Origin of the sequence: Psychrobacter sp. SCQQ22, assembly GCF_015864605.1 — a bacterium.
Classification (GTDB): domain Bacteria; phylum Pseudomonadota; class Gammaproteobacteria; order Pseudomonadales; family Moraxellaceae; genus Psychrobacter; species Psychrobacter fozii.
Genome location: NZ_JADYWZ010000002.1, coordinates 327407 through 345774 on the forward strand (window position 1 = coordinate 327407; position 18368 = coordinate 345774).

15 protein-coding genes and 1 tRNA gene are annotated in these 18368 nt (G+C 41.6%); 9 read left to right on the plus strand and 7 right to left on the minus strand.

Going from position 1 to position 18368, the window contains the following annotated elements:
• Positions 1-14 precede the first annotated feature (14 nt).
• A complete protein-coding gene (locus I6E84_RS04100; RefSeq protein WP_197216318.1) occupies positions 15-803 on the minus strand; it encodes a TatD family hydrolase in 789 nt (262 codons plus the stop codon).
• Positions 804-1099: 296 nt separating this feature from the next.
• On the opposite strand from I6E84_RS04100, the gene I6E84_RS04105 reads away from it, so the two are divergent.
• Entirely contained in the window at positions 1100-1765 is a 666-nt protein-coding gene (locus tag I6E84_RS04105; protein WP_197216320.1) for an acyltransferase, read from the plus strand.
• Between the two features lie 21 nt (positions 1766-1786).
• On the opposite strand, the gene I6E84_RS04110 is transcribed toward I6E84_RS04105, so the two are convergent.
• Both I6E84_RS04110 and tsaA read right to left on the minus strand, forming a co-directional pair.
• Complete coding sequence (locus I6E84_RS04110; RefSeq protein WP_197216322.1) at positions 1787-3574, minus strand: GspE/PulE family protein; 1788 nt, start codon at positions 3572-3574, stop codon at positions 1787-1789.
• A gap of 50 nt (positions 3575-3624) precedes the next feature.
• Entirely contained in the window at positions 3625-4467 is an 843-nt protein-coding gene (gene tsaA / locus I6E84_RS04115) for a tRNA (N6-threonylcarbamoyladenosine(37)-N6)-methyltransferase TrmO (RefSeq protein WP_197216324.1), read from the minus strand.
• A 355-nt stretch (positions 4468-4822) separates the two neighbouring features.
• Between tsaA and I6E84_RS04120 the strand changes: the two genes are divergently transcribed.
• Positions 4823-5596 carry a ferredoxin--NADP reductase gene (locus tag I6E84_RS04120; protein ID WP_110923088.1) on the plus strand — a complete coding sequence of 258 codons (774 nt, stop codon included), beginning with the start codon at positions 4823-4825 and terminating at the stop codon, positions 5594-5596.
• Positions 5597-5755: 159 nt separating this feature from the next.
• Positions 5756-5841: transfer RNA gene (locus I6E84_RS04125), tRNA-Leu, on the plus strand.
• A 284-nt stretch (positions 5842-6125) separates the two neighbouring features.
• Here I6E84_RS04125 and I6E84_RS04130 read toward each other — a convergent pair.
• A complete protein-coding gene (locus tag I6E84_RS04130; protein WP_197216326.1) occupies positions 6126-6917 on the minus strand; it encodes a tetratricopeptide repeat protein in 792 nt (263 codons plus the stop codon).
• A gap of 762 nt (positions 6918-7679) precedes the next feature.
• Here I6E84_RS04130 and I6E84_RS04135 point away from each other — a divergent pair.
• The 4 genes from I6E84_RS04135 (at position 7680) to eutC (ending at position 13552) form a co-directional block, all read left to right on the plus strand.
• Positions 7680-9206 (plus strand): aldehyde dehydrogenase family protein, encoded by a 1527-nt coding sequence (locus I6E84_RS04135; RefSeq protein WP_197216328.1) that lies wholly within the window; start codon positions 7680-7682, stop codon positions 9204-9206.
• Between the two features lie 187 nt (positions 9207-9393).
• Positions 9394-10812, plus strand: a complete 1419-nt coding sequence (eat, locus tag I6E84_RS04140; protein WP_110922565.1) for an ethanolamine permease — start codon at positions 9394-9396, stop codon at positions 10810-10812.
• A gap of 357 nt (positions 10813-11169) precedes the next feature.
• A complete protein-coding gene (locus I6E84_RS04145) occupies positions 11170-12564 on the plus strand; it encodes an ethanolamine ammonia-lyase subunit EutB (RefSeq protein ID WP_197216330.1) in 1395 nt (464 codons plus the stop codon).
• A 43-nt stretch (positions 12565-12607) separates the two neighbouring features.
• Positions 12608-13552, plus strand: a complete 945-nt coding sequence (gene eutC / locus I6E84_RS04150) for an ethanolamine ammonia-lyase subunit EutC (protein WP_197216332.1) — start codon at positions 12608-12610, stop codon at positions 13550-13552.
• A 312-nt stretch (positions 13553-13864) separates the two neighbouring features.
• Here the strand turns inward: eutC and map are convergent, their stop codons facing one another.
• From map to I6E84_RS04165, 3 genes are all read right to left on the minus strand, one after another.
• The gene (gene map, locus I6E84_RS04155; protein ID WP_197216334.1) at positions 13865-14647 is read right to left on the minus strand and encodes a type I methionyl aminopeptidase; all 783 of its coding nucleotides are present in this window, start codon (positions 14645-14647) and stop codon (positions 13865-13867) included.
• A complete protein-coding gene (locus tag I6E84_RS04160) occupies positions 14640-14846 on the minus strand; it encodes a ParD-like family protein (RefSeq protein WP_197216335.1) in 207 nt (68 codons plus the stop codon). The genes map and I6E84_RS04160 overlap by 8 nt, the downstream gene beginning before the upstream one ends.
• Positions 14847-15078: 232 nt before the next feature.
• On the minus strand, positions 15079-15324 hold the full coding sequence (locus I6E84_RS04165) for a hypothetical protein (protein WP_110922539.1): 246 nt from the start codon (positions 15322-15324) through the stop codon (positions 15079-15081).
• A 503-nt stretch (positions 15325-15827) separates the two neighbouring features.
• Between I6E84_RS04165 and dinB the strand changes: the two genes are divergently transcribed.
• Both dinB and queA read left to right on the plus strand, forming a co-directional pair.
• The gene (dinB, locus tag I6E84_RS04170) at positions 15828-16913 is read left to right on the plus strand and encodes a DNA polymerase IV (RefSeq protein ID WP_197216339.1); all 1086 of its coding nucleotides are present in this window, start codon (positions 15828-15830) and stop codon (positions 16911-16913) included.
• 200 nt (positions 16914-17113) lie between these two features.
• Positions 17114-18316 carry a tRNA preQ1(34) S-adenosylmethionine ribosyltransferase-isomerase QueA gene (gene queA / locus I6E84_RS04175; protein ID WP_197216341.1) on the plus strand — a complete coding sequence of 401 codons (1203 nt, stop codon included), beginning with the start codon at positions 17114-17116 and terminating at the stop codon, positions 18314-18316.
• The last annotated feature ends 52 nt before the right edge of the window (positions 18317-18368 follow it).

Here is an 18368-nt window from a genome sequence, read left to right on the forward strand (position 1 = left end):
ATAGCATAACCATTTTAATGATACTGTGCCAGTAAATTTTCAAAGTTTTTTGCAGTCAATGCACCAACGTCTTCGCTACTACAGCCATACATCTCTGCGATACAACTGGCCACGTAGGGTACATAGGCTGGCTCATTGGGTTTACCACGTTTAGGCACAGGCGCTAAATAAGGGCTATCGGTTTCGATAAGCAGTCTGTCTCTAGGCATATTCTTTGCGGCATCTTTGATTTGTTGCGCACTTTTAAAACTGACGATACCCGAAAATGAGATATAAAATCCCAAATCTAATGCTTTTTTTGCGGTCTCCCAATCCTCGGTAAAGCAGTGGATAATACCGTGTTCTGCTCCTTCAGATTTTAAGATGTCAATTGTGTCTTCTTTGGCATCACGCATATGGATGACGAGTGGTTTTTTCAGACTTTGACTGGCATGTATATGACGGGCAAGGCTGGCTTGTTGTTCTTTTTTATTTTCGGTTGACCAGTAATAATCTAATCCGGTCTCTCCTATCGCCCACACATGATCAGCATTAGCTGTTTCTATCAGGCGCTCGACGGTCGCTGACTGTAATATAGCCATATCTTCACAAGGATGAATACCCACGCTCATACCAAGATTCAGTGTTTCATCCGCATACGTTTTAATAATGTTAGCGATATCATCATATTCGGCAAAATCACACATAATCGCCATCGCACGAGTGACATTGGCTTCTTTCATAGCGGCTATTGCGCCAGACAGTTGACCATCGTACTTTGTTAAATCTAAACGGTTAAGGTGACAGTGAGTATCAGTAAACATAAAAATCTCGTTAATAAAAATTGATAAATAAAAAATATTAAAGTTAAAGCTTCGAATATAGTTGATTCAGTTTAAAAGAGATACAAGGCAACCGAGTGCAGATGTATATCTGATACTTCAAGCGAGGTTAACGCTGTAACTATTTTATAGAGGATTGACTATAGATAACTGTATTTATTGCTCTAGAATAGGCTATTTTCAAGTGCTGTTTGACGGTACACTATAAAACGCTTAACCAGCAGACACTTTTATCCTTTTGACGACTTCTATTTGATTACTTGCATAAGCCCTTTATTATGACCCATAAAAAAACCATTACCCTGCCTCCTATCATCAAGACACTATTACCCAAACAGCTGTACAGACAACGGTTTTTATTACAAGACAGAGGGCATCGTAATCGTATCGATATTGCCGCAGATGCACGTATCATTGGCAGTTCAATTATTACCATTCGTCAAGGTCATGACAATCAAATCACCATCGGTGAGCATGGCAAGTTTAATAAGCTAAAAATAGACATCAATGGCAGTCATAATCGTATAACTATTGGAGAGACAGTCAAATTCTCTGGGCAACTATTGATTGTTGGTAATCATTTGCACATTCATATTGGTAACCATACTACTGCCATTGACTGCTATATTTTGGCACGTGATAGAAGCGTGACCATTGGTGAATCTTGCATGATATCTCGTGGTATTGAGATTCGTGCTACTGACGTCCACAAGGTTTACGATATAGACACCAATGCACGAGTAAATAACGCACATTCTGACGTCATTTTAGGTGACCATATCTGGATTGCTGCCAATGTGACCGTTTCTAAAAACGTCTCTATTGCCAATGGCTGTATCATTGCAGCAGGTGCTTTCGTCAATAAGCCAGTCGAAACACCAAACTGCATGGTGGCCGGCACGCCAGCCAAAATCATTCGTCAAAATGTACGTTGGGAGCGCTAAAAGCGATTTACAATTTGATTCTTAATTCAATGGCACTACTCGCATTACCTCTTCTATGGTCGTCACCCCGTCACTAATACGTTTTGCACCAGACAACCTTAGTGGCTGCACACCTTCACGGTATGCTTGCTGCTTAAGTACGTCTAAGCTCGCATCAGCCGCAACCAGTTTTTTTAGCTCATTTGACAACGGCATGATTTCATAGAGACCCACACGCCCTTGGTAACCTGTATGACGGCAATGCTCACAACCATTTGCAGTATAGATTTGTGCTGGGGCTGGCGCGCGCCAAGGCTGTACCAACTCTTGCCACTGAATCGCAATCTCACTATCTGGCGTGACATCAACGGCTTGCTTGCAATGCGTACATAACGTACGTAGCAAGCGCTGTGCCATCACTCCTAGTATGGTAGCAGAGGTTAAAAACGGCTGAATACCCAAATCATGCAAACGAGTGAGAGAGCTGGGTGCATCATTGGTGTGTAGCGTCGAAAGCACCAAATGCCCAGTTAGAGAGGCTTGTACAGCCATATTTGCCGTTTCTGCATCACGAATCTCCCCGACCATAATAATATCAGGATCTTGACGCATCAAAGAACGAATACCCTCCGCGAAATGCAAATCAACGCCTGGATTTACCTGCATTTGGTTGAAAGCAGGCTCAATCATCTCGATAGGATCTTCAATCGTACAAACGTTAACCTGCTCTGTGGCGAGCTGCTTGAGCGTGCTATATAACGTTGTAGTCTTACCTGAGCCCGTTGGACCTGTGACCAAGATAATACCGTTGGGATGCGCCGTCAGCTCATGCCATGTCTCAAGCTGCTTGCCGGATAAGCCAAGCTGCGCAAATGAACGCACCAGCACTTCAGGGTCAAATACACGCATGACCAATTTTTCACCAAATGCGGTAGGCATCGTAGATAGACGCAGCTCAGTCTCTAACCCTTTTGGCGTACGGGTTTTTAGTCGTCCATCTTGTGGTTTGCGCTTTTCTGCGACATTAAGTCGTCCTAAGATTTTGATTCGTGCCGTGACCGCAACGATAATTGCTAAAGGCATCTCATAGACGGTATGCAGCACGCCATCGATACGAAAACGTACCTTACCCGTCTCGCGCCGCGGCTCAAGATGAATGTCACTAGCACGCTGCTCAAAAGCATATTGCAACAGCCAGTCAACGACTCTGACGATATGTTGATCGTTCGCATCGGGATTAGTATTGTCACCTAACTGCAGTAACGCTTCAACATTGGTGACATCAGCTGCCGCACGCTTATGAACACTATTCGCACCTGCAATGGCTTGCGTGACTTGATAGAACTCTTGTCGATAACGATTAATTTGTTCAGGATTAATATAGACCGTACGATAAGTTTTAGACTTAATTAGCTTTTCAATGTTTGAGTGCCAATCGGTATGAAACGGCTGATCTGTGCCGATGACGACTTCATCCAGTGTGACTTCAATAGGCAAAATATGCTGTGAGCGTGCATACTCAAAGGACATCAGCTGCGTCACAGCAGGGACATCAACTTTCAACGGGTCGATGCGCACAAGTGGCATACCCGCTTTAGCCGCCAACCATTGATTAAGCCACGGCAATGTTAATTTGCTCTCAGAGTCACTATCAAGCGCATGGCCATTTGGCAAACCAAACTCGTTGATGGTCAACAATGGATGCTGTGTCTTATCACGGCGGCTAGTAATTACCAAGTTATAGCCCCGTTGGTCAATCACTTTATCTGCCAATAGCTCATCTAGACACCAGCGCAAATCAATCACTATTGAATATTTATGCTCAGACATATTTTTCTTCTTTTATCGTTTTAGAGTATATGGTTAAGAATGATATCAATTCATATCACTTCTATAACGGCGGTTATTTGTAGCTCATCTACCGCTATCAACTGAAAGCTCACGTCAACGGATTTATAGCGCATGGTAAACGGCATATTTATTTGAGTACGACGATACGCTGGACGAGGATCTTGCGCAATGAGTGCCTTAATAATATCGATATCAGAGAGTAGTAATTGACTTTGCATCTGATGCATAAGCGTCGTAACCGTATCCTGCTCTATATTTATCTCTTTTTTATTATCAATAGGCTGTCCAGTATTAGCTAACGCTAAAAACTGCTCGTAAGCAGGCTCAGTGATCATCACCTCTAACAGCCTAGGAGCTGTGGGTGCAAAGCCACTCTCTGCCTCTACAAGCGCATCGCTATACGCTACATACGGCTTAATATCTATAATTGGCGTACCATCTATCATATCTGCACCGCTAATAATAAGAAATGCTCGTCCCTGTATGACCTCTACGCGCTCAAGCTTGACGACAGACAACCCTAGTGCCGACGGACGATACATACTACGACTGGCAAACACACCTATTTTTTGATTACCACCCAACCGTGGTGGCCTTACTTGCGGGCGAAAGCTACTATCTGCCTCATTCACAGCGTTGTCTTTTATTTTATAGTTATGATGAAACTGCCAACTGATCCAAATATGGCTAAACGCTTCCAAGCCCACGAATGCTGCTGGCGTATCGTAAGGCGCGAGCATTTCGATAACACTGGTGAGTGCTACCAAATTTGGCTGACGTGGCGCACCAAATTTTTGTGATAATGGTGCACGGTGGTAACCCACTATGGGCGCATGATGGTGGTTATCTAACTGTGCATCGTCACCAGACATAAAAGTCTCCAAGAAATCTACTAATAACCAAAACCTGCCAATATAAACCAGTTTTATCCAGTGATACACAATTACTCACTAACGATATTCCATTTTATCATGCCACATAGTAGTGGCTAGGCGGATTTTTATTTTAAATTTTGTTATTATGAGCGAGAATTATTATTGAGAATAGATTGCATCACGATAATAGTGGCCTTTATCTCATTAATAAGATATAAAATATACGTCGACATTTGGACACTGCCTGACCATTTAATCGTCATCATAATAAAAATTTGATGCAGTGCTAACCCCTAATGACACATTCAATTAATACTGTTGACGTCCACAGCGACTACTTAACGAGGACTTTATGTCAAAACTTCGCACCGAAACGGTTACAGAGGTTCGTCATTGGAATGACTCTCTATTTAGTATAAAAACCACTCGCGACGACGGCCTACGTTTTCGTAATGGTGAATTTGCGATGATTGGTATCGTCGTCGATGGCAAGCCATTATTACGTGCTTACTCGATTGCTAGCCCCAACTACGAAGACCAATTAGAGTTTTTCTCTATCAAAGTACCAGATGGTCCACTGACCTCACGCCTGCAACACATTAAAGTAGGCGACGAGCTGTTGGTTAGCAAAAAACCAACTGGGACACTAGTACTAGATGATTTATTACCGGGCAAGCATTTATACATGCTATCGACAGGCACAGGACTGGCACCATTTTTGGCGTTAGCACGTGACCCTGAAGTGTACGAGCGTTTTGATAAAATCATTTTGGTACATGGCGTTCGTCATGCCAAAGATTTGGCCTATCGTGAGATGTTTGAAACTGAGTTGGCCAATGATGAAATCTTTGGTGAATGGTTCCGCGAAAAATTCATTTACTATCCGACTGTTACTCGTGAAGAGTTTAGAAACCAAGGCCGTATCACTGACCTTATGAAATCGGGCAAGTTCTTTGAAGATATTGGCTTGCCTCCGATGAATAAAGAAGATGACCGTGTGATGATTTGCGGTAGCATGCCATTCAACGCAGAAGTTTCTGCTATTTTGGATGACTTTGGTCTAACCGTCTCACCACGTATGGGTGTTCAAGCAGATTATGCGGTCGAACGTGCCTTTGTAGGATAAGTGATATATAGAATATATCGGTTTTTTTGATTTAATCGCAAATTATATAAAATAATTCTTGACGATCAAAAATAGCCTGCTATAATACGCAGCCTATACAGAGTTAACCCTGTAGCCCAATTCGATAATACCTATATAATAGATATTATTACCTAACATGCCAGTGTGATGGAATTGGTAGACATGACGGATTCAAAATCCGTTGCCTAATAAGCGTGTCGGTTCGAGTCCGACCACTGGTACCAATACATAGTTCTATACTATCTTATAGAATAGCTAAAGCCCCTGATATCAGGGGCTTTGTTGTATCTGGTGTTCTATACTGTCCTGCTCTATCTATCCCAATCCATGCACATTGAGTGTACTGAATTTGAAGAACCATTCTGCTCTGCTAAAACATTCATACTTTCAAAAAACTCATCGGCTCCAGCTGACAAAGTTATATCAAATGATAACCTCATGGCTAACACTTAATAAATAAATGTATATTTTAACTTTTTTAAAATCACAGTTTTTCCTATTCAATTGGCTACAACTCATCACAACTGGGCTGATATCCGTTGTCACAAGATTTGCTATACCACTCTTGGGATTGAGCTTTATCTTGCTCCACGCCTCTGCCCTCAAAGTACATCAAGCCAAGACTGTTCTGCGCTTCGGCTATTTCTTGATTTGCAGCTTTCAGATACCATTCAGCTGCTTTTGCATCATCAAGTTTAAGCCCTCTACCAGTTTCGTACATATCACCAATATTGTTTTGAGCTCCCGCATATCCTTGAGCAGCAGCCTTTCTTAGCCATTTGAGTGTCTCTGCATAATCCTGACTCACCCCTTGGCCTTTATCGTACATTCCAGCAAGATTATACTGAGCTAGTGCAAAACCTTTATCAGCCGATTTTTGATACCATTGAACTGCTTTATCATAATCTTGAGGAATACCTTCACCGTGCTGATAAAAAGTTCCAAGATTGAATTGAATCTCAGCATTGCCCTGATTAGCAGCTTTTTCATACCACTCAATGGCCTTGGCATCGTTTTGACGTACGCCAGTGCCATTGCTGTACATCTCTCCAAGTGCATATTGGGAAAATGCCCTTCCTCTATTAGCAGCGGCTTTAGTCCATTCAAATGCTTTAACATCATCTTGACTAATATCATCACCAGTACTGTACATATAGCCAAGAGTGGCTTGAGTAGTAGCGAATCCTTTGTTCATTAAAGTATTTACAATGCCAAGATCTGCAACAGCAGGTATGGCTAAACCACTTGATAATCCTACTATCATCATTTTATGAATTAATGTCTTATTAAGTTTTTGCATGATAACTATTCTTTCTCATTCAGTTTTTGATGAGCGTCATAGCTGAGCTTATAGTCGATTTAATTTAAAAGTAGTACAAAGCAACCTAGTGTAGATGTATATTAAATATTTCAAACTAGGTTAACGCTGTAATACTTTTATAGTGGAATGACTATATAACCATTTTTTTAAGCTTTGCTATACCACTCTATCAATTCGACCTTGTCTTTAGCGATACATCTGCCTTCCAAATATAACTATATAGAATTATATAAACATTTGTTTTTTAATACATCTTTTATTTCATCTTATTGCTGATAAATATAAAAAATAAACCACCCTAATCTTAGCCTTAAAACCGATTAACAGGTTTAGGATGAACGCTCAGCAATACTAATATTAATTCATTCTGCAATCTCGCTTACTACCCACATTACCCCTACTTGTGTCAGCTGTACTTTCTTAGGGAATATTGAATCGCAACGATCAGAGCTTTCAGTAGTCATTGAAAGTGACTGTTGAAAAACTAAGCTATAAAAAATTATTAGTTTGTATTAACTAAACAGTCTTTGACTTTTACTAAAAAATAACATGAAAAGTTTTATCAAAGAGACCCATCCACCTTTATTTAAAGCTATAACTTTTAGTAATAGATAATTGAAATGTTTAACGTAAAAATTAGCTTTAACTTGAATAAGAATATCAGTAGCATGAAATTACGACTCGATCAGGAAGATCAGTTGAAGGTATTTAATATACCTTTCTCACAACAAGGAGCAGTTAATGTTATATCCCCATCCAAACACAGAAAAAAGCCAAGTCCAATTCCGCGAAAAATACGACAACTTCATCAATGGTGAATGGGTTGCACCCGTTGATGGTGAATACTTTGACAATACCAGTCCCATAGATGGCAAAGTTATCTGCCAAGTTGCCCGTTCAAAAGAAGCTGATATCGAAAAAGCCCTAGATGCGGCTCACGCTGCCAAGGATGCGTGGGGCAAAACCAGTGTGACGGAACGCGCTAATATCCTCCTCAAAATCGCTGACAAAATGGAAGCCAATCTTGAGTCTATCGCCATTGCTGAATGTTATGAAAACGGCAAACCGGTACGTGAGACACTCGCAGCAGATATCCCGCTAGCGGTTGACCATTTCCGTTATTTCGCCAGTGCCATTCGCGCTCAAGAAGGCGGCATCAGCCAAATTGATGACGATACCGTTGCCTATCATTTCCATGAGCCACTGGGTGTTGTTGGTCAGATTATTCCTTGGAACTTCCCTATCCTGATGGCCGTCTGGAAACTGGCACCTGCGCTTGCTGCTGGTAACTGTGTCGTTCTCAAACCTGCTGAGCAAACCCCTGCCTCTATTCTTTATATGTTAGAGATTATCGGTGCGGCTGACCTGTTACCTAAAGGCGTATTAAACGTCGTCAATGGTTTTGGTGTTGAAGCGGGTAAGCCGTTAGCTTCTAACCCTCGTATTAATAAAGTAGCCTTTACGGGTGAGACTACGACGGGGCGCCTCATCATGCAGTATGCCAGTGAAAACATCATTCCTGTGACCTTGGAGCTGGGCGGTAAGAGTCCAAACATCTTCTTCGCTGATATCATGGACGAAGATGATGACTTCTTGGACAAGGCCGTTGAAGGTTTAGTGATGTTTGCGCTTAACCAAGGTGAGGTCTGTACCTGCCCATCACGTGCACTGGTACATGAGAGTATCTATGATGAGTTTATCAAACGCTGTATCGCTCGTGTTGAAGCCATCAAAATGGGCAATCCATTAGATACTGAGACGATGATTGGGGCACAAGCAAGCTCGGATCAATTAGAGAAGATCCTGTCTTATCTAGATATCGGTAAGCAAGAAGGCGCTAAAGTACTGGTCGGTGGCGAACGAGCCACGCACGATGGTGATCTAGGTGATGGCTACTACGTGCAGCCGACTATCTTTGAGGGCACAAACGACATGCGTGTGTTCCAAGAGGAAATCTTTGGACCGGTACTTGCGGTAACGACCTTTAAAGATGACGAAGATGCGATGAGAATTGCCAACGATACGTTATATGGTCTGGGTGCTGGTATTTGGACGCGCAGTGTACATAAGGCGTATCGCTTCGGCCGTGGTATTCAAGCGGGCCGCGTATGGACGAACTGCTATCACATCTATCCATCACATTCTGCATTCGGTGGTTATAAACAGTCTGGTATCGGCCGTGAGAACCATTTGATGATGCTGGATCATTATCAGCAAACCAAAAATATGCTGGTGTCTTACGATCCTAAAAAAATGGGGTTCTTTTAAACTCATTTAAGTAAAGTTTTTAAAGGGTGGTGATTAACATATTAGTGAGTCAGGTCTGTAAATCTAAAAGCAGGCTTGACGCATTGGTGTTTTATCAATCTTAAGGTTACTTTGATGAGAGCTTGCCAGTTCATTACTAATTGGCTGAGCTTTGGAGAATACCATGCCTAAAAATGCTAATGGCCAGATGAATGGCGCAGCAGGAAGCACTCAGGCTGAAAAAGACTATTTTGCTAAAAGACAACTCAAACAAGGTGCAGTCGGCTGGGTACTATTAATAGGCCTTGGTGTTGCCTATGTCATTTCTGGAGATTTTGCAGGTTGGAACTTTGGGCTTGCTCAAGGCGGTTGGGGTGGGATGTTTGTTGCCACCATTGTGGTCGCCATAATGTATCTTTGTATGTGCTTATCTATGTCAGAAATGGCGACAATGTTGCCTACTGCCGGTGGCGGTTATAGCTTTGCCCGAACTGCCTTTGGTCCTTTGGGCGGTTATTTAACGGGTACAGCAATTTTAATCGAATACGCTATTGCGCCAGCTGCTATTGCTGTATTCATCGGTGCCTACTGTGAATCTTTATTTGGTATTGGTGGGTGGATGGTATATCTGGCTTGCTATATTGTCTTCATAGCCATTCATTTGAAAGGTGCTGGTGAAGCTTTAAAAATTATGTTTGGTATCACCGCTATTGCCTGTATCGCACTGGGTGTATTTATAGTAGCCATGATTCCTCATTTCGACAGTAAAAACCTTTTTGATATCGCCGTTGGTAATCAAGCAGGGGCAAGCTCATTCTTACCATACGGCTATATCGGGATTTGGGCTGCTGTGCCATACGCTATTTGGTTCTTTTTAGCCGTTGAAGGCGTACCCTTAGCCGCTGAAGAGGCCAAAGACCCTGCTAAATCATTGCCACGTGGATTGATTGGCTCGATGTTGATACTCGCAACATTTGCCATTCTTATCCTATTTTTAGGACCAGGAGCAGCTGGCGCTGATGCGTTAAAAGACTCAGGCGCACCATTAGTAGATGCTTTAGCGTCTGTATATGGAAGTAATTCTTGGTTAGCAAGTTTTGTAAATTTTGTTGGTTTGGCTGGTTTAATTGCGAGTTTCTTCTCGATTATTTATGCCTACTCTAGACAGATCTTCGCCTTGTCTCGTGCAGGATACCTACCTAAGAAACTATCATTAACAAACAATAATAAAGCCCCCTATTTAGCGCTTATCGTTCCTGGAGTCATAGGATTCCTGTTATCACTTACCGGTGAAGGTGATTTGCTTATTCTGATGGCTGTATTTGGTGCAACTGTGTCATATGTTCTCATGATGGCATCTCATATCAAATTACGTTTATCTCGGCCTGATCTTGCTCGTCCTTATAAAACACCCGGTGGTATTTTCACTTCAGGTATCGCTTTAGGTTTGGCATTGCTTGCCGTAATAGCAGGATTGATGGTAGATCCTAAAGTATGGTTTATGGCCGCTGGTATTTATGTCGTATTTATTCTTTATTTCGTTATATTTAGTCGGCATCATTTAGTCAGTGGTACACCAGAAGAGGAGTTCGCTCAAATAGAAGCGGCAGCGGATGAATTGAGTTGAAAGCATAGGGCATGTCCTCAATTCAATCGATAGTCATCTAAATGGGTTGAAAATGGCTAAATCTTGCCAAACGGCGTCAAACAGCTGACTAATATCTCGATATTATCTGCACTATTTTCCTTGTTTGACTGCAATTTATCTCATTTTTATCACCATTTTTAAAATGAGGACACGCCCTAATTATAAAGTCACTGATTATGATGTTGTATAAACTCATCAGAAACTTCTCACTTGGCTTTAAGTTTTAACTTGGTTGAAACTTAAGGTCATGATAGTTTGAAATATATAATACATAGTTTCGTTGGCAACTCACATATCAAAGCTGAGTAATGTTATTACGCAATAAAGGTGGTTAACATGGCATATAAACATACCGTAGGACAGCGAAGCTACCAATTTAAAGACTTAAAAACCTTGCTGGCAAAAGCATCGCCAAGACGTTCGGGGGATGAGCTGGCTGGAGTAGCAGCCTGTGATGCAACTGAGCGCGTAGCAGCACAAATGGCGTTAGCAGACTGCTTATTAACTGATTTTTTAGAAGACTTTTTAATACCCTATGAGACGGATGAAGTCACTCGCCTCATCATGGCACAGCATGATTCTCAAGCATTCTCTAAAATAGCCAGCTTTACTGTTGGAGACTTAAGAGACTGGCTGTTGGGAGGGTCAGCGACCACAGAGACCATATCCGAATTAAAATATGCCTTTACACCTGAGATGGTCGCAGCCGTCAGTAAAATAATGCGGGTACAAGATCTTATCTTGGTAGCGAAAAAATGCCGCGTGGTCACTAAATTTCGTAATACCATCGGTCTAGAAGGATCTCTATCTACACGATTACAGCCCAATCATCCAACCGACGATCTATTGGGTATTTCTGCAAGCATCATTGATGGATTGATGTATGGCAATGGTGATGCGGTCATTGGGATTAACCCTGCTACCGATAATATTCAGAACCTGTCTGAACTATTGAAACTACTAGACCATGTAATCTCCGAATATCAAATCCCTACTCAGTCTTGCGTTTTAACCCATATCACTTCTGCTATACAGTTAATCAATAAAAACGTACCTGTCGATTTGGTTTTCCAGTCCATCACAGGTAGTGAAAAAGCGAATACCAGCTATGGCATAAATTTAGCGATGTTAAGAGAAGGCTATGACGCTGCCACGAGTCTTAATCGTGGCACAGTAGGTCAAAACGTCATGTATTTTGAGACAGGTCAAGGTAGTGCGTTATCCAGTAATGCTAACTTTGGCGCTGATCAGCAGACGCTTGAAGCCAGAGCTTATGCTGTGGCTAGAGAGTTTAACCCTTTGTTGGTCAATACTGTGGTTGGTTTCATCGGGCCTGAGTATCTCTTCGATGGTAAACAAATCATTCGAGCAGGATTAGAAGATCATTTTTGTGGCAAGCTGCTTGGCGTACCCATGGGCTGTGATATTTGTTATACCAATCACGCTGACGCAGATCAGGATGATATGGATACGTTACTGACGTTGCTTGCCAATGCTGGCATTAACTTCATCATGGGTATTCCAGGTTCAGACGATGTCATGCTCAACTATCAGACAACTTCATTTCATGACGCGCTATACATTAGACAACTTCTTGGTCTTTCCCCCGCCCCTGAATTTGCGCTTTGGCTGAGTAATAACGACATCTATACCCAATCTGGCAATAGCATTAATTGGTCAGACAAACCGTCTTCCTTACTGTCAGGGATAATGGGTAGCAAGCTTACTTAAGCGAAAGTATAGAAAACGTCGATACACTATAAAGAGAAATGCTATGTCCATTGATTACTCACAAAATAAGACATCACTGACTGTCAAAGAGCATGTCAAATCGAATACAAACAACTCTAGTGAGTTAGTGCATTTAGATCCTTGGGAAAAATTAAAACAATATACAGACTCTAGAATTGCTTTGGGACGCGTTGGCTGTAGTGTCCCCACTAAGCCCTTGCTGAAGTTTCAGCTTGACCACGCTGAAGCTAAGGATGCTGTATTGCAGGATTTGGATGTTGATTCCTTAGTAATTAAGCTGTCTGAACATTGCCGCTCCTCTATAGTCGAGCTAGATTTAAAACTGGTTACAGATGGGTTAGATCATATAAATAGCCAAGACGATCATGTCAGTGATAGCTTAAAAATACTGAGAGTCACGAGCCAAGCGCAAGATAAGTCGGAATATCTTAAACGCCCAGATTGGGGCAGACTGCTTAGTATGGAATCCGCTAAGCAATTGGAAATATTCGGTAAGGACAAGTCCTACGATGTTGCTATTGTTATGGGAGATGGCTTATCAGCGAGAGCAATAGCCGAAAATGCTCCCAAACTTGTTGCAGAACTCATCTCGCTTTTTAAGGAGAAAGGTTGGGCTATCGCACCCTTAGTCATTGCTACTGGTAGCCGTGTCGCTTTAGGAGATGAGGTCGCAGAGCGTCTTCATGCCAAAATGCTGGTCATGCTGATTGGAGAACGACCAGGTTTAAGCTCTCCTGATAGCTTAGGTATTTACTATACTTGGGATGCTCAATCTTCGAGTCATGATGCTATGAGAAACTGTATCTCTAATGTGCGTAATGCTGGCCTGCCAACCAGAGTGGCAGCAAGTCGTCTCTTAGCATTAATGGAAAAATCTTATGAGCTCAAGCTATCTGGGGTTGGGCTAAAAGATGAGCAGGAACTACCGGTATTAGATCAAGGTCAAACAGCGATCAAACTACTATGATGACGGAAAATATTATGCAATTTAACCGAAAATGCGAAGAACATAGGCTAATGTTACAATGGCTGGGCTGTCGTAAGCATTGGGATATTTCATGTCAATAGAATAGCTCGCTAGGTATAGAAACGCCTGCTTGATCGCATAGACTTCAAAGGTTGTACATAGCGTTTCAAGAGTGCTCATAATACGCTGAAGGATTTTCGGATGTGAGTGATAAACACTAGTAGATAGAGCGATTAAAATAGTGGCAGTGTAAGACATTAAAAAAGGCGCTGCCCATTTAAGGAAGCGCCTTACCAAATACTCTTACAAATATTAAACGGCTGAAATCGCTTCATCTTCTCGCAGAGTAAGAACCTCATAGCCATCAGATGTGACAGCAATTGTATGTTCCCACTGCGCAGATAACTTTTTATCGTTGGTAATTACTGTCCAGCCATCTTTTTTGACTTTAACTTTAGCCTTACCTTGATTGATCATAGGCTCAATGGTGAATGTCATACCTTCTTGTAGGACTAAGCCTTTTCCCAAATGTCCGTAATGAAGCACTTGCGGTTCTTCATGCATTTCACGTCCAATACCGTGACCACAATACTCCCGTACTACAGAGTAGCCCTGTTTCTCAGCATAACTTTGAAGAGCATGACCAACATCACCTAGCGTCGCTCCAGGTTTCACTGCTCGTATTCCTTCCCACATAGCTTCATAGGTCTTATCAACCAAACGTTTTGCGAGGGGTAACACCTCACCTATCAAATACATTTTGCTAGAATCAGCAATAAAACCACCTTGTTCTAGGGTAATATCCACATTCACAATATCACCTGATTTAAGTATTTGATTGTCTGAAGGAATACCATGACAGACCACGTTATTCACCGAGGTATTTAATGCATACTGATAGCCATACTGACCTTTACTGGCTGGGCGTGCACCTAGCTGATCGACAATATAACGCTCGGCAAGATCATTAATATCCATCGTAGAGATACCAACTGTGATTTTTTCGTCTAGATAATCAAAGACAGAGGCTAGAAGCCGTCCCGACTTGCGCATGATTTCCAATTCCGCTGTATTTTTAAGTATGACCTTATCCATCTATAAGGTTCCTTACATTAATATCAGCTTGTCTCATTTGCTCATTGATAATTTGGTTATAAGACAGATTGGGATTAGATTCAGCAAGCATTCCTATCTTGATCCAATATTCAGCTTGTGCGTTGATAGAGCGCACCATGACTGAGCTTGCTTTGCGAATTTCTTCGTGCAGCTCATTATCAATTTTAACAATACCCATATAAAGCTCTTAATATACGAAACGTATATGAATCGTATACCTATTTTTATCTAGTTGCAAGAAGTAGTAAGTTAATGCAATGGAATAGTTTTTTATTGCCTATTAGGCTATGCCCTACGGAAACTAGTCATATACAGCTTCTAATCAATTAGTTGAAGCCATAAAAAAGAGCTGAATAACCAGCTCCTTTTCGACACTTTTCTTTAACTGCGCTAACTCACAGCCATCACAATTACATCGCTGTTTCGTATTGCATGACAGCACATATCTTAATCGGTACGGCAAACCTCCATGGCATGCCAGCGCTGCAATAAAAATACCCGTCACTATATGACACAATATACGCCGTAAAATCATTACCACAATGATCCATCATGGCGCGTTCATCATTTTCATCACAAACTGCACACCATATATCCTGATCACCTCGTGCTAGCATTGCCCGTGTTAAATCACTCCCTTTTAATTCGTTGTACATCATCAGCTCCTTAGTCATTCTAAACCCTCTAAAAACAACGTGTTCTTAAAGCATTGATTCCAATATTACTGAATCTTCTATTTTGGTATGAGCGATAAGCAACGTCTTTTTTTGAGTGAGAATTAAGATGCGCAAAGTATTGCTTATTGTTTAATAGTCGTATATTAACGCGGATAATATATTGTAAAACACTGGAAGCAAAACTGTAACATATAAACGTAAAATTCATGACAAACGGTGAAGTTGTTACGACAAATGGTGCAACTAAACAAATAATTTTTAGATAAACTATATTTAGACTTAGTAATAGAAAACACATGTTCACTAAACAATGCTAGATAAAATTATTATGATTCTCCAACCCTATGATATATAAGATTTGTAGTAGATTACATTATCTATATAGATCCACCACATTACCCAACAATTTATTGTAAAATCTTATCTTAAAACCTAGCTTTTCATCATAAATTGAAGCAGTCAAATCAGGTACAATAACGATTATGACAACCTCTATAACGCCTAATTCTCGGAAAATTATTCATATAGATATGGATGCTTTTTATGCCAGCGTGGAGCAGCGTGATTTTCCTGAATTACGAGGCAAGCCATTGGTCGTTGGTGGAGATCCGAATGGTCGCGGTGTCGTCGCAGCAGCCAGTTATGAAGTACGCAAATTTGGTGTGCGTTCTGCCATGTCTTGCTACGAGGCACGTAAACGCTGTCCAGAAGTAGTATTTGTAAGGCCTCGTTTTGAAGTTTATCGAGCAGTGAGCGATGAGATTCGCCGTATTATGTACCTCTTAACCCCAAACGTTGAGCCATTATCGCTAGATGAAGCCTATCTAGATGTCACAGGACTGGAAGTCCATAAGGGCTCAGCGACGTTGATGGCCAATTGGCTGAGAGCTCAAATACTAGAGCAAACAGGACTGAAAGCGTCTGCTGGCGTCTCATTTAACAAAATGCTGGCCAAAATTGCTTCAGATATCAATAAACCTAATGGCATTGCGATTATCACGCCCACAGATGCGGATGCCTTTATTAGCACCTTACCTATTGAGCGCTTTCACGGTATCGGTAAAGCAACTGCTAAGCGCCTACACGCGATGGGCGTGAACGTTTGTGCCGATCTACGGAAGATGCCAGCAGCGGTATTGGTACAGGAATTTGGCAAACGCGGTCAATTTTATCATGACATCGCACATGGACGTGATGAGCGCGCTGTCAAGTCTGAGCGCATGCATAAATCCATTGGCTCAGAGACTACCTTTAGAGACAATCTAACGGATGATAATGCGTTACGAGTACAGATTTATGAGCAGAATGAAGATGCTTTTAATCAAGTACAGAAAAAGCAGCTAATCGCCTACACCATCACGCTCAAAGTTAAATATGCAGACTTTACTCAAATAACAGGCTCTCACACATTATCAACCGCTTTTGATAGTGCCAAATCTGCGCACTATTGGTTAGACAAGCTGTTTTTAGATATTCCTCGTGAGTTGCCCATTCGTTTAGTGGGTGTCACCTTCTCCTCCCTTGCACCCGCTGCACAATTACTGCCTCAGTTAAATTTGTTTGAATAATTTCATGGGCGACTGGCATTAAACAGTTTTTTTGATGATTATTAATAGTAACTGATAGCAACTATTTATATTACTGCTTAGGCTATTTTTTCTAAGTAGCTGCCTTACTTATATGCGCACGAGTCGTTATTAAACTGTCCTTTCATAATCTCATTTCTGCTACAATTACATCAAAATTTATATTCATTTAAAGATTCATTATGACCGAAACATATGCCGTAGACTCTGCTACCAACACCTTGATCGATACTAATAAAGATAACGAGGCCTTAGATTATTTAAGCGTTGATGATTACGATTATGAGTTGCCGGATAGCCTGATTGCACGCTATCCATTGTCGCAACGCTCTGCTTCCAAACTACTGTACTTGCCTGCTGACCAACAGAAAACCACTACTACTGTAGAGGATCGTTTGTTTGCTGAGCTGCCTGACTTGTTAAGTGCTGGAGACCTCATCGTATTCAATGACACTAAAGTTATGAAAGCACGGTTATTCGGTCAAAAAGACACTGGTGGTAAACTTGAGGTACTCATTGAGCGGTTGGTTAGTATTTCGGACTTGGATACAGCAACGCTGCACTTAGAGGACATGACTGATAAACCAATCAATCAAGAGCATATTGCGCTTTGTCATGTGAAAGCCAGTAAAGCACTTAAACTGGGACAACGTTTACAACTCGCCGATGGTCATATGAGTGCCACTATGATTGGTCGTCAAGACAATTTATTTATTTTGGCTTTTGATGCGCCTATCTTGCCGCACTTAGAGCTTTATGGTGAGTTGCCTATCCCGCCCTACTTTGAACGACATGCTGACGATACAGACAATGCTCGCTATCAGACGGTTTTTCATGACCCAACCAAGCTTGCAAGCGTGGCAGCCCCTACTGCAAGCTTACATTTTGACGATTTGGTACTCAGCAAACTAACTGAGAAAGGTATCAATACTGCCTTTGTCACCTTGCATGTCGGCGCTGGAACCTTTGCGCCTGTAAAAACTGACAACTTACTCAATCACACCATGCATAGTGAGTACGCGCATCTACCACAAGCCACTGCCGACCTAATCAATCAAACGCATGCTAATGGTAAGCAGGTTATCGCTATTGGTACGACGGTTACCCGCGTGCTCGAAACAGCGTATCAAAAAACAGCCAATGATGGACAAGCGCTATCTAGTTGGTCAGGCGACACTGATATATTTATTTACCCAGGATTTAAGTTTGGTGTGATAGACAAACTGTTAACCAACTTTCATTTACCTAAATCCACGCTATTAATGTTGGTGTCGGCATTTTCGGGTAAAGACACGATAGAGCATGCTTATCAACATGCTATTAAAGAGCAATATCGCTTCTTTAGTTATGGCGATGCAATGCTGCTTGAGAAGAAATCGACTTAAACATTACTTAAACATTTTTTGTATTGTTCACAACAGTTGTGAAATAAACTGG

Coding starts and splice junctions, on each gene's coding strand:
- I6E84_RS04105 (WP_197216320.1), top strand. CDS start 1,100: ATGACCCATAAAAAAACCATTACCCTGCCTCCTATCATCAAGACACTA.
- eutC (WP_197216332.1), top strand. CDS start 12,608: ATGTCCATTGATTACTCACAAAATAAGACATCACTGACTGTCAAAGAG.
- map (WP_197216334.1), bottom strand. CDS start 14,647: ATGGATAAGGTCATACTTAAAAATACAGCGGAATTGGAAATCATGCGC.
- I6E84_RS04135 (WP_197216328.1), top strand. CDS start 7,680: ATGTTATATCCCCATCCAAACACAGAAAAAAGCCAAGTCCAATTCCGC.
- I6E84_RS04130 (WP_197216326.1), bottom strand. CDS start 6,917: ATGCAAAAACTTAATAAGACATTAATTCATAAAATGATGATAGTAGGA.
- dinB (WP_197216339.1), top strand. CDS start 15,828: ATGACAACCTCTATAACGCCTAATTCTCGGAAAATTATTCATATAGAT.
- I6E84_RS04145 (WP_197216330.1), top strand. CDS start 11,170: ATGGCATATAAACATACCGTAGGACAGCGAAGCTACCAATTTAAAGAC.
- eat (WP_110922565.1), top strand. CDS start 9,394: ATGAATGGCGCAGCAGGAAGCACTCAGGCTGAAAAAGACTATTTTGCT.
- I6E84_RS04120 (WP_110923088.1), top strand. CDS start 4,823: ATGTCAAAACTTCGCACCGAAACGGTTACAGAGGTTCGTCATTGGAAT.
- queA (WP_197216341.1), top strand. CDS start 17,114: ATGACCGAAACATATGCCGTAGACTCTGCTACCAACACCTTGATCGAT.
- I6E84_RS04110 (WP_197216322.1), bottom strand. CDS start 3,574: ATGTCTGAGCATAAATATTCAATAGTGATTGATTTGCGCTGGTGTCTA.
- I6E84_RS04165 (WP_110922539.1), bottom strand. CDS start 15,324: ATGTACAACGAATTAAAAGGGAGTGATTTAACACGGGCAATGCTAGCA.
- I6E84_RS04160 (WP_197216335.1), bottom strand. CDS start 14,846: ATGGGTATTGTTAAAATTGATAATGAGCTGCACGAAGAAATTCGCAAA.
- I6E84_RS04100 (WP_197216318.1), bottom strand. CDS start 803: ATGTTTACTGATACTCACTGTCACCTTAACCGTTTAGATTTAACAAAG.
- tsaA (WP_197216324.1), bottom strand. CDS start 4,467: ATGTCTGGTGACGATGCACAGTTAGATAACCACCATCATGCGCCCATA.